Below are 10,534 nucleotides of genomic sequence, written 5' to 3'. Positions count from 1 at the left end.
TCCACCCCACCGTCGCACCAGCGCCGTAGAGCGTGCCGAATACCGCGCAAAAGCTTCCCCGCGCTGCCGGGACCATGGTCACCGGCGGCTTTGTTTTCTCTCTCGAGGTCGCTTGGAAAAACGCTTTACGAGCCCAACACTAGTGACGGCGGAGGGCCGGTCAACGGAGATTCTTTGCGGCTCTGGCGGATATTTTCGTTGACTCCCGGAAAGCCAAATTCCGCAAGGCGATGGGGTTTTCACGGGCCATTTCGGGACGTTTCAAGGTCGCGGCTGGAAGCTTGGACCTGTGTCCCGAAACGAAAAAACCCCGCCGGAGAGCGGGGTTTTTCCTGAATAAAAACAGTGAATTGAATCGAGACGACCCGAAACGGGCCAGTTCGCTCAGGCGGCTGCGGCCTTGCGGAGGCGGGCCGCGAGGCGGGACACCTTGCGCGAGCCGGTGTTGTGGTGGACCACGCCCTTGGAAACCGCCCGCATCAGCTCGGACTCGGCCTGGACGAAGGCGGTCTTGGCGGCGGTGAGGTCGCCGGAGGCCAGGGCCTCGTCAAACTTCCGCAGGAAGGTCCGGACCCGCGAACGGCGCGCCTTGTTGACTTCGGTGCGACGGGCGATCTTGCGGACCGCCTTCCGGGCGCCGGGATTGTTGGCCATGCTTCAGCTCTCAGAGTGATCGCCGTCGCCCTTGCAGGACGGCGGCTGAAATTGGAGGCGCGGATATACGGTAAGGCGCCCCGGCGGTCAATGCGGCGCGGCGTTCACAGAGGGCTCAGCGGCCGCGGAAGTCCGGCTTCCGCTTCTCGATGAAGGCGGCCATGCCCTCCTTCTGGTCCTCGAAGGCGAAGAGGGAGTGAAAGAGACGGCGCTCCATGGCCACGCCGGCGGACAGGGTCGTCTCATAGGCGGCGTCGACAAGCTCGATGTTCATCATGACCGCGAGGGGCGACTGGCCGGCGATCTTCGCCGCCGCCTCGAGGGCCTCGGCCACCAGCCGGTCGGCCGGAACGATGCGCGAGACCAGGCCGGCGCGCTCGGCTTCTGCGGCGTCCATCATCCGGCCGGTGAGGATCATGTCCATGGCCTTGGACTTCCCCACCAGCCGGGTCAGCCTCTGGGTGCCGCCAATGCCGGGCATGACCCCCAGGTTGATCTCCGGCTGGCCGAACCTGGCGGTCTCGGAGGCGATGATGAAGTCGCACAGCATGGCCAGCTCGCAGCCGCCGCCCAGGGCGTAGCCGGAGACGGCGGCGATGATCGGCTTGCGGCAGGCTTCGATCCGCCGGGCGGCGGGACCGAAGAAGTCCGCGCTGAACATCTCGGCGTAGGACTTGTCGGACATTTCCTTGATGTCCGCGCCGGCGGCGAAGGCGCGCTCGGAGCCGGTCAGGACGAGGCAGCGGACGCCGGGATCCGCCTCAGCGGCGTCGAGGGCCTGGCCGAGCTCTTCAAGGAGGCGGCTGTTGAGGGCGTTCAGCGCCTCGGGCCGGTTCAGGCGGATCAGGGCGACGGCGTCGTGCGCTTCGACGATCAGGGTCTCGTAGGCCATGGGGATCTCCGGCGGGATGACGGCCCCGGTTTAGGCGGCGCGGAGGCAAACGCCAAGGCCGGCGGGGCCGGCCGGTTCACCTCTGGCAGGTGGGGCACCAGAAGGTCGAGCGGCCCGCCTGGAGACGTCGCCGGATGGTCCCGCCGCAGCCCGGGTTGACGCAGGCGGCGCCCGCCCGGTCGTAGGCCCGGAAGCTGTGCTGGAAATAGCCCAGGGCCCCGTCGGCGGCCGAGAAGTCGCGAAGGGTGGAGCCCCCGGCGGCGATGGCCCGCTCCAGGACAGCCTTCACCGTGCGCGCCAGCCCCTCCAGGCGACCGGCCGAGATCCGGCCCGCCGGCCGGAAGGGCGAGATCCTCGCCTCATGCAGGGCTTCACAGACGTAGATGTTGCCCAGGCCGGCCACGGTCCTCTGGTCCAGGAGCAGGGTCTTGGGGCCCTGTCGGCGATCGCGGAAGGCCTCGGCCAGGCGGGCGCCGCCGAAGGCGCCGGACAGGGGCTCAGGCCCCATGGCGGCGAACCAGGGGTGCTGGTCCAGGTCCTCCGTGGACATCAGCCCCATGAACCCGAACCGGCGGGGGTCATGATAGACGATGCGCTCGCCCGTCTCCGTCTCGAGGACCACGTGATCGTGCCGCGGGTCCTCGCCGGCGGCGTGGTGGAAGCGACCTGGCGTTGCAGCCCCCTCGATGCGGAACCGCCCGCTCATTCCCAGGTGTGCGACCAGGGTCTCGCCCCGGTCCAGGTCGGCCAGAAGGTACTTGGCCCGCCGCCTCAGGGCGACCACCCGCGCGCCCGCCAGGCGCTGGACGAAGCCCTCAGGAAAGGGAAACCTCAGGTCCGGACGGCGCGCCTCCACCCGGGCCAGGCGCCGCCCCTCGAGGACAGGCGCCAGGCCGCGGCGGACGGTCTCGACCTCGGGAAGCTCAGGCATGGGGCCTGCCTCGCACGGCCGGGGCCGGCGGGCAACCGGGTCGGATTCGCGGGAAGCGGCTTTCCCGGCGGCCTGCGGCGTTCTAAGAGCCCGTCATGAGCGCGACCTTCGGATTTCGGGATGTCGATCCCCGCGAGAAGCCGGGCCTGGTGCGCGGCGTCTTCGACCGCGTGGCGAGCCGCTATGACCTCATGAACGACGTCATGAGCGCCGGCGTCCACCGGCTCTGGAAGGATGCGACCGCGGCGCGCCTCAATCCCCAGCCCGGCGAGACCATCATCGACTGCGCCGGCGGCACCGGCGACATGGCCCGGCGCTTCGCCGACCTCGCCCGGAGGGCCCGGGACCGTCGCGGCGGCGAGGACGCCCGGATCCTGGTCGTCGACTACAACGCCGAGATGATCGCCGCGGGCCGGGCGCGGGGCCTGGAGCCCGAGATCGACTGGGCCGTGGGCGACGCCCAGAGGCTGCCCCTGCCGGACGCCTGCGCCAACGCCTATGTCATCAGCTTCGGCATCCGCAACGTCACCGACATTCCCGCCGCCTTGCGCGAGGCCCGGCGGGTCCTGAAGCCGGGCGGACGCTTCCTGTGCCTGGAGTTCTCCCGGCCCCCGGCCCCGGCCCTGGCCCGCCTCTACGACGCCTATTCCTTCAAGGTCATTCCCTTCATGGGCGAGCGGATCGCCGGGGATCGGGAGTCCTACCAGTACCTGGTGGAAAGCATCCGCCGCTTCCCCGACCAGAAGACCTTCCAGGGCATGATCGAGGCCGCCGGCTTCAGCCGGGCGGGCTACACCAACTTCACCGGCGGGGTCGCGGCCCTGCACCACGGCTGGGCGGCCTGACCATGTTGGCCAGCCTGGGGGCGGCGGCAAGGCTGGCGGGGGCGGGCTGGCGCCTGGCCCGGGCCGACGCCCTGCTGCCCCGGGAGCTGAGGCCCCTTTATCCCCCGCCGCTCCACCAGCTCTCCCGGCTGGCCGGGCTGTTGGCTGGACCCGCCGCCCGGCGCGGACGCCCCGGCGAGCGCCTGGCCAGATGCCTGGAGGGCATGGGCCCGGTGGCGATCAAGCTGGGTCAGCTCTTGTCCACCCGCGCCGACATCTTCGGGGCCGAGTTCGCCCAGGACCTGGCCCGGCTGAAGGACCGGCTGGAGCCCTTTCCCACAGAGACGGCCCTGAAGGAGATCGCCGCCAGCCTGGGTCGCCCGGCCGATGCGCTCTTCACCGAGTTCGGGCCGCCCGTCGCCGCGGCCTCCCTGGCCCAGGCCCATCCGGCCCGCCTGAAGGACGGGCGCAGGGTCGCGGTCAAGGTCCTCAGGCCCGGGATCGAGCGCCAGGTCGAGGCCGACGCCCGGGTCATGGGCCTGGCTGCGGGGCTGGCCGAGCGTTTCGCCCCGGACGCCAAGCGCCTCGAGCCCCGCACCCTCGCCGCTTCGGTGATCGACTCCGTCCGCCGGGAGCTGGACCTGCGGCTGGAGGCGGCCGGCGCCGACGAGTTGGGGGCCATCATGGCCCGGGACGGCTACATGTCCGCCCCGGCGGTGGTCTGGGAAGGGGTCGGCCGCCGGGTCCTTACCCTGGAATGGGCCAAGGGGACCCCGCTTTCCGATCCGGCCAGCCTGGAGGCGGAGGGCGTCGACCGGCCGGCCCTGGCGACGGCGCTGATGCGCGCCTTCCTGGCCCAGGCCCTGGACCATGGCGTCTTTCACGCCGACCTCCACGAGGGCAACCTCTTCGTCTCGGCCCCCGACCGGATCGAGGCGGTGGACTTTGGCATTGTCGGCCGGCTGGGGCCGGAACAGAGGCGCTACCTGGCCGAGATCCTCTGGGGTTTCCTGCAACGCGACTACGAACGGGTCGCCCGCGTCCACTTCGAGGCCGGATATGTCCCCGCCCGCCACGCGGTGGGCGACTTCGCTCAGGCCCTGAGGGCGGTGGGCGAGCCGATCTTCGGGCGCACGGCCCGGGACGTCTCCATGAGCCGGGTCCTGCTCCAGCTGTTCGAGATCACCGGCCAGTTCGACATGCACCTGCGGCCAGAGCTGGTCCTCCTGCAGAAGACCATGATGACCGCCGAGGGGGTCGCACGGTCTATCTGGCCCGACCTCGACATCTGGACGGCGGCCGATCCCGTCGTGCGGCGGTGGATGACCCGCGAGCTGTCGCCCGCCGCACGCCTGAACCGGCTGGGCGAGCAGGCCGGACGCGTCCTGTCCCGCCTGTCGGCCCTGGCCGATCCGCCACCGCCGCCAGCCCTGCCGCGCCGGGGTCCCGGATCGGCCGTGATCCTGGCGGGCGGGGCCCTCGTCGCGGCCCTGGCGGCCCTGGTGCTGGCGGCCTCAGCCCTCTGAGGCGCGGTCGCTCCCGGCCCGGGCGGTGCGCCGCTGAGTCTCACGCGCCTTCTGCGCCTCCCAGTAAGCGGCGCCCTCGTCGGGATGGAAGAAGGCCCGGGGTGCGCCCTCGCGGCTGGCTACGGCGAAGGTGTTGGAGGCCGGGTGATAGAGCAGGACGTCGCCGTTCCGGCGGGTCAGGCGCTGGGCGCCGGCGGGTGGGGCGTCGATGAAGGTCCGGGCCTTGCGGACATAGGCCTCGAGGCTGGAGGCCCCGAAGCTGTCGCCGTTGCGCGCGAAGGCGCGGCGGGCGTTCTCCTCGGCGGAGCCCCGGCGACTGGAGGTCCAGAGGGGGCGGCCATCGAGCAGGGGCGCCGGCGCCTCCGCGCGGTCGGCAGGACGACGTCCATCGGCGTTTTCAGCTCGCGGGACAGGGTCAGACGACGGGGCGGCCGCATAGTCCGTCTCGCCGCGGGAGGCGGGGCCGGCGTCGGCGCGCACGGCGGTGGGCCTTTCGCAGCCCGCCAGGACGGCGGTGAGGGACAGGGCCGCGACAAGCAGCAGGGAAGGGGTGCGGGGGAACTGTACGGTCATGGTGATCTCCGTTTGCGCCCGCCCAGGCCGGAACAGAATAGGAACATCATGTCCGGTTTGTCGAGTCCCGTCGTTTTGGCGTAAGAGGCGGGGGCGAGCATGGAGGCTGCCGGGACCGTGTCGGACAGACGGGTGCTATTGATCGTGGGCGGCGGAATTGCGGCCTACAAGTGTCTGGAGCTTGTCCGCCTGCTGCGCGGGCGGGGCGTCGCCGTGCGCCCAGTCCTGACCGAGGCCGGGTCGAAGTTCGTCACGCCCCTCTCCCTTGCCGCCCTGTGCGAGGACAAGGTCCACACCGACCTCTTCTCCCTCACCGACGAGGCCGAGATGGGGCACATCCGGCTCTCGCGGTCCGCGGACCTGGTCGTCGTTGCACCGGCGACCGCCGACCTGATGGCGCGAGCCGCCGCGGGCCTAGCCAATGACCTGGCGACGACCCTGCTCCTGGCCACCGACACCCCGGTGATGATGGTCCCGGCCATGAACGTGCGCATGTGGACACACCCGGCGACCCAGAGGAACGTGAAGACCCTGCAGTCGGACGGCGTCCGACTGGTTGGCCCGGAGGTGGGAGACATGGCCTGCGGCGAGACGGGGCCAGGCCGTATGGCCGAGCCCGCCACGATCTGCGCCGCCATCCTCGAGGCCCTGTCCGGGGCTCCGGACCGCCCGCTAGCGGGGCGCCGGGCCCTGGTGACCGCAGGGCCCACCGCCGAACCCGTTGATCCCGTCCGTGTACTGACGAACCGCTCTAGCGGCAAGCAGGGCTTCGCGATCGCCGGCGCCCTCGCCGCCCTGGGCGCCGACGTCACCCTGGTGGCCGGCCCGGTGGCCGAGCCCACGCCGGCGGGCGTCCGCCGGGTGGACGTCGAGACGGCGCGGGAGATGCTGGCCGCCTGCGAGGCCGCCCTGCCCGCCGACATCGCCGTCTGCGTCGCCGCCGTGGCCGACTGGCGCCCGGCGGAGGTCGCCTCGGGCAAGACCAAGAAGGTCGCAGGGGCGCCGCCGCCCGAGATCCGGCTGGTGGAGAATCCCGACATCCTCGCCACCCTGTCCCGGGGCGCTGATCGCCCGACCCTGGTCATCGGCTTCGCCGCCGAGACCGAGACCGTCGAGGACCACGCCCGGGCCAAGCTGGCGCGCAAGGGCTGCGACTGGATCGTCGCCAACGACGTATCCCGGCCCGGCGTCATGGGCGGAACCGAGAACACCGTCTCCATCGTCACCGGCGAGGGGATCGAGCGCTGGGAAGAGGCGCCCAAGGCGGAGGTCGCCCGCCGCCTCGCCAGCCGGATCGCCGCCGCCCTTTCCGGAGGCGCCCCGTGACCCCTGTCGTCGATATCTTGCGCCTGGCGCACAATCCGGACCTGCCCCTGCCGGCCTACGAGACCGCCGGGGCGGCGGGAATGGACCTGAGGGCCGCGGTGCCCGAGGACGAGGCCCTGGTCCTGCGCCCTGGCGCCCGGACCGCCGTTCCCACCGGCCTGGCCTTCGCCCTGCCGAACGGCTTCGAGGCCCAGGTGCGGCCGCGCTCGGGCCTGGCGCTGAAGTCCGGCGTGACCGTCGCCAACGCCCCCGGCACGATCGATGCGGATTATCGCGGTGAGCTGAAGGTCCTGCTGGTCAATCTAGGCGAAGAGGACTTCGTGATCCGCCGGGGCGATCGGATCGCCCAGCTGGTCATCGCTCCCGTCGTCCAGGCCGCCTGGCGCGAGGTGGACGCCCTTGACGCCACCGACCGCGGCGCCGGGGGCTTTGGATCCACAGGCGGGCGCTAGGCCCACCCCCCACCTGAACGGAGAGACGCCATGGAGCTTATCCTGGTCCGCCACGGACGCCCCGCCCGGATGGAGACCTCCTCCGATCCCCACCTGAACGAGATCGGCCTGGAACAGGCGCGGCGGGCCGCCGCCTGGCTGGCCCTGGAGCCCATCGACGCCACCTGGTCCTCCACCATGCTCCGCGCCGTGCAGACCGCCGAGGCCTTCGCCGGCCTCGTGGGACATGAGGTCCAGCGGCACCCAGGCATTGTCGAGTTCGACCGCAACTCCGGCGTCTACATCCCCACCGAGGAACTCAAGAAGGAGAACTTCGAGGCCTGGCAGGCCATGGCCACCGGCGGCCACGGCGTGGACATGGCCGAGTTCCAGAAGATGGTGGTGGATGGGATGGAAGAGATCATCGCCGCCCACCCCGGGGGCAAGGTGGCGGTCTTCTGCCACGGCGGGGTCATCAATGTCTGGGCCGCCCACGTGCTGGGCATGGAGCCCCGGGTCTTCTTCGAGGCAGACTACACCAGTCTCAACCGCTTTCTCGCCGCCCGCAGCGGCCAGCGGGCGGTGGTCAGCCTGAACGAGCGCGCCCACCTGCTGGACGACGTCCGCCGCCCGGCCTGACTTGCGGCGAGGTCAGGCCATCCCGGATCCCTTGGGCTCGGCCTCCCAGCCGAAGACCTCCTCGACATCGACGCCGAAGACCCGGGAGATCCGGAAGGCGCTTTCCAGGGAGGGGGAGTAACGTCCCTGCTCGATCGCAATGATCGTTTGCCGGGTCACGCCGATGGCGTCCGCCAGCGCCGACTGGCTCATGTTCCCGGAGGCCTCCCTGAGGGCCTTGACCCGGTTTGTGATCGGCGGCGGCCTTGCCACGGAACTTCACCCTAGCGTCGAAAGAGTACGATCTGGGCGCCGTACTCGATCAGCCCGGAGGCGAACAGGCCCAGCACGATCACATTGAACATCACGTCGCCATCCGCATGGACGACGTAGTGCCCCAGCGCCTGCAGGACCGCCGCCAGGAAGGCCAATCCAGCCCAGTGACCGGTCCTGGCGATGATCAGGCGCTCGCGTTCATCCGGCGGCGCGTACGCCTTCTTCGGGAAGAAGATGGCCAGGACGACCTCAAGAGCAATGACGCTGGCAACGATCGCGGGCGCCGAGGCCACCACGGCCGGCTGGGGCGGGGCGTCGAGTCCGGCGCGCAGGATCGAGGCCAGGCACCCGGTGCCGACCACGCCAAACACCAGAACCATCACCCAGGCGGAGACTTCGCGTACGGACATTTCCAGGCTCCTATGTTGAAGATGACCGTAGTCGAACATTTTTGACATGTCAAAAATCATAGACAGTCTGGCGCAGCTTGACAGGCGGATGGTGCAGGGAGAGCCTCGTTTTCAAGACGATTGTAGCGAAGGCTACAGGGAGGACGCCCGTGCCGGACCTGGATTTCCCACGCGCCATCGACGCAATCGGACCGGAGTGGCTGACCCGGAAGCTCCAGGGGTCAGGGGCCCTCCCCGCCGGCGGACGGGTGGCCCGGATCGTGGCGGAACCCCTGGGCCAGGGCGTGGGTTTCGTCAGCGCGATGCAGAGGCTTAGGCCCGTCTACGAGGGTGACGCCGCCGGCGCCCCGGCCAGCCTGATCGCCAAGGTCTCGCCGGTGGACCCGTCCTCCCGGCAGGTGGGTGAGATCTTCCGCTTCTACCAGAAGGAGACGGGCTTCTACGCCCGCCTGGCCGACCGGACGCCCGTGCGCACGCCCCAGGCCTTCGGGGTGGACTATGACCCCTCGAACATGGACTTCGTCCTTCTCCTCGAGGACATGTCGCCCGCCCGGATGCCGGATCAGGTCGAGGGCCTGACCCTGGAGGACGCCGGCCGGGCGATCGACGCCGCTGCGGGGCTCCATGGCGCCTGGTGGGGATCCCCCGAACTCCCGGGCATGGACTGGCTCCTGACGCTCAACTCCCCCGAGATGAAGGCATTGGAGCCCGTCTACCAGCAGTGCTGGCCAGCCGTGGTCGACTTCATCGGCGACCGGATGAGCCCCTACGCCCGGCGGGCGGGAGAGGCCCTGGCCCCGCGCATCGGCGCCCTGATGGACCTGGCCTTCGAGCAGCCCCGAACCCTGATGCATGGCGACTTCCGGGCGGACAACATGATGTTCGAGGCGGGCTCGTCATCGGCGCCCTTCGCCCTGGTCGACTGGCAGATCGTCATGCAGGGGCCCGCCGCCTTCGACCTCGCCTACATGCTGTCAGGAAGCCTGGACGTGGCGACGCGCCGGGCGGGGCAGGACGACCTGATCGCGCGCCACCATGAAGGCCTGGTCCGCGCCGGGGTCGGCGACTACAGCCTCTCGCAGGCCCGGGAGGCCTTCCGGATCTGCGCCATGCTCGCCTGGTGCTGGCCGGTGGTGGCCATCGGCTCCCTCGACTTCGACAGTCCCCGGGGACTGGCCCTGTTCCACGCCTGGGCGGAGCGGGCCCTGGCCCTGTTCGAAGACGTGGACGGGGCGGCGGTCATCCCCTGATCGAGGTTCAGCGCCGGAAGCCGAGGACGTCCTGCATGTCGTAGGCGCCGGGCGCGCGCGCAACGGCCCAGCGGGCGGCGGCCAGGGCGCCGCGGGCGAAGAGGCCCCGGTCCCGGGCGGAGTGGCTTAGGGTCAGGATCTCATCCTCTCCGGCGAACAGGACCGAGTGCTCGCCGATCACCCCGCCGCCGCGCACGACGGAAAAGCCGATGGCGCCTTCGGCGCGCGCGCCGGTGATCCCGTCCCGGGCGCGGATGGCGGCCTGGTTCAGGTCCACCCCGCGCCCCCGCGCCGCGGCCTCGCCCAGCATGAGGGCCGTGCCGGAGGGGGCGTCGACCTTGCGGCGGTGGTGGGCCTCGGTCACCTCGATGTCGAACTCGGCGGGCGAGAGGGCCGCGGAGGCCAGCTCGACCAGGCCCATCAGCATGTTCACCCCGAGGGAGAAGTTCCCGGCCCGGACGATCGGGATGCGCAGGGCCGCCTGGGCCAGGGCGTCGATCTCGCCGGGCGAGAAGCCTGTGGAGCCGATCACCAGGGCCGGACCGCCCAGGGTGGCGGCCTCCCCGGCCAGGGCGACGGAGGCGGCCGGCGTCGAGAAGTCGACCACCACGTCAGCGCCCTGGAGGGCCGCGGAGCGGTCAACCAGGCCAGCACCCGCCGCGTCGGGACGGTCGAACCGGCCGGCGAGGACGAGGTCGGGCGCGGCCTCCACCGCCGCCGCCACGGCCAGGCCCATGCGGCCGAGGGCGCCGGAAACGGCGATGCGGATGGGCTGGGTCACGGGGGCCTCCGGGGCTCTGGCGGGGGTCCCTTGTCCCGCGAG

The 10,534-nt window shown here is 71.2% G+C and carries 13 protein-coding genes; 6 read left to right on the top strand and 7 right to left on the bottom strand.

The window, feature by feature from the left end; translation table 11 throughout:
* Positions 1 to 384: 384 nt before the first annotated feature.
* The 3 genes from rpsT to mutM all read right to left on the bottom strand — a co-directional run bounded on the left by rpsT (position 385) and on the right by mutM (position 2,477).
* The gene (gene rpsT / locus HYN04_RS13345; RefSeq protein WP_110451220.1) at positions 385 to 654 is read right to left on the bottom strand and encodes a 30S ribosomal protein S20; all 270 of its coding nucleotides are present in this window, start codon (positions 652 to 654) and stop codon (positions 385 to 387) included.
* 115 nt (positions 655 to 769) lie between these two features.
* Entirely contained in the window at positions 770 to 1,546 is a 777-nt protein-coding gene (locus HYN04_RS13340) for an enoyl-CoA hydratase (RefSeq protein ID WP_110451219.1), read from the bottom strand.
* A 76-nt stretch (positions 1,547 to 1,622) separates the two neighbouring features.
* Positions 1,623 to 2,477, bottom strand: a complete 855-nt coding sequence (gene mutM / locus HYN04_RS13335) for a bifunctional DNA-formamidopyrimidine glycosylase/DNA-(apurinic or apyrimidinic site) lyase (RefSeq protein WP_110451218.1) — start codon at positions 2,475 to 2,477, stop codon at positions 1,623 to 1,625.
* Positions 2,478 to 2,572: 95 nt separating this feature from the next.
* Here mutM and HYN04_RS13330 point away from each other — a divergent pair, with 95 nt between their 5' ends.
* Together HYN04_RS13330 and ubiB are read left to right on the top strand one after the other, a co-directional pair.
* Entirely contained in the window at positions 2,573 to 3,322 is a 750-nt protein-coding gene (locus HYN04_RS13330) for a class I SAM-dependent methyltransferase (protein ID WP_110451217.1), read from the top strand.
* Between the two features lie 2 nt (positions 3,323 to 3,324).
* A complete protein-coding gene (gene ubiB / locus HYN04_RS13325) occupies positions 3,325 to 4,827 on the top strand; it encodes a 2-polyprenylphenol 6-hydroxylase (protein ID WP_162599661.1) in 1,503 nt (500 codons plus the stop codon).
* Here ubiB and HYN04_RS13320 read toward each other — a convergent pair.
* On the bottom strand, positions 4,816 to 5,400 hold the full coding sequence (locus HYN04_RS13320) for a hypothetical protein (protein WP_241962639.1): 585 nt from the start codon (positions 5,398 to 5,400) through the stop codon (positions 4,816 to 4,818). The two genes, ubiB and HYN04_RS13320, sit on opposite strands and share 12 nt — an antisense overlap.
* 117 nt (positions 5,401 to 5,517) lie before the next feature.
* Between HYN04_RS13320 and coaBC the strand changes: the two genes are divergently transcribed.
* Genes coaBC through HYN04_RS13305 form a run of 3 tightly spaced genes read left to right on the top strand, consistent with a single transcriptional unit; the run spans position 5,518 to position 7,796 of the window.
* Entirely contained in the window at positions 5,518 to 6,726 is a 1,209-nt protein-coding gene (gene coaBC, locus HYN04_RS13315) for a bifunctional phosphopantothenoylcysteine decarboxylase/phosphopantothenate--cysteine ligase CoaBC (protein WP_241962638.1), read from the top strand.
* Positions 6,723 to 7,178: a dUTP diphosphatase gene (gene dut / locus HYN04_RS13310; protein WP_110451215.1), complete on the top strand. Its 456-nt coding sequence runs from the start codon at positions 6,723 to 6,725 to the stop codon at positions 7,176 to 7,178. Before coaBC ends, dut begins: the two co-directional genes overlap by 4 nt.
* 30 nt (positions 7,179 to 7,208) lie before the next feature.
* Positions 7,209 to 7,796 carry a histidine phosphatase family protein gene (locus HYN04_RS13305; RefSeq protein ID WP_110451214.1) on the top strand — a complete coding sequence of 196 codons (588 nt, stop codon included), beginning with the start codon at positions 7,209 to 7,211 and terminating at the stop codon, positions 7,794 to 7,796.
* Between the two features lie 12 nt (positions 7,797 to 7,808).
* Here the strand turns inward: HYN04_RS13305 and HYN04_RS13300 are convergent, their stop codons facing one another.
* Both HYN04_RS13300 and HYN04_RS13295 read right to left on the bottom strand, forming a co-directional pair.
* Positions 7,809 to 7,988: a helix-turn-helix transcriptional regulator gene (locus HYN04_RS13300; protein WP_241962637.1), complete on the bottom strand. Its 180-nt coding sequence runs from the start codon at positions 7,986 to 7,988 to the stop codon at positions 7,809 to 7,811.
* Positions 7,989 to 8,059: 71 nt separating this feature from the next.
* A complete protein-coding gene (locus HYN04_RS13295; RefSeq protein ID WP_110451212.1) occupies positions 8,060 to 8,461 on the bottom strand; it encodes a hypothetical protein in 402 nt (133 codons plus the stop codon).
* Between the two features lie 149 nt (positions 8,462 to 8,610).
* Between HYN04_RS13295 and HYN04_RS13290 the strand changes: the two genes are divergently transcribed.
* Positions 8,611 to 9,711, top strand: a complete 1,101-nt coding sequence (locus tag HYN04_RS13290; RefSeq protein WP_110451211.1) for a phosphotransferase — start codon at positions 8,611 to 8,613, stop codon at positions 9,709 to 9,711.
* Between the two features lie 7 nt (positions 9,712 to 9,718).
* Here the strand turns inward: HYN04_RS13290 and dapB are convergent, their stop codons facing one another.
* A complete protein-coding gene (gene dapB, locus HYN04_RS13285; RefSeq protein WP_110451210.1) occupies positions 9,719 to 10,492 on the bottom strand; it encodes a 4-hydroxy-tetrahydrodipicolinate reductase in 774 nt (257 codons plus the stop codon).
* Positions 10,493 to 10,534: the final 42 nt, after the last annotated feature.

Source organism: Phenylobacterium parvum, from assembly GCF_003150835.1.
GTDB lineage: Bacteria > Pseudomonadota > Alphaproteobacteria > Caulobacterales > Caulobacteraceae > Phenylobacterium > Phenylobacterium parvum.
This window is presented reverse-complemented; position numbering and strand designations above follow the sequence as displayed.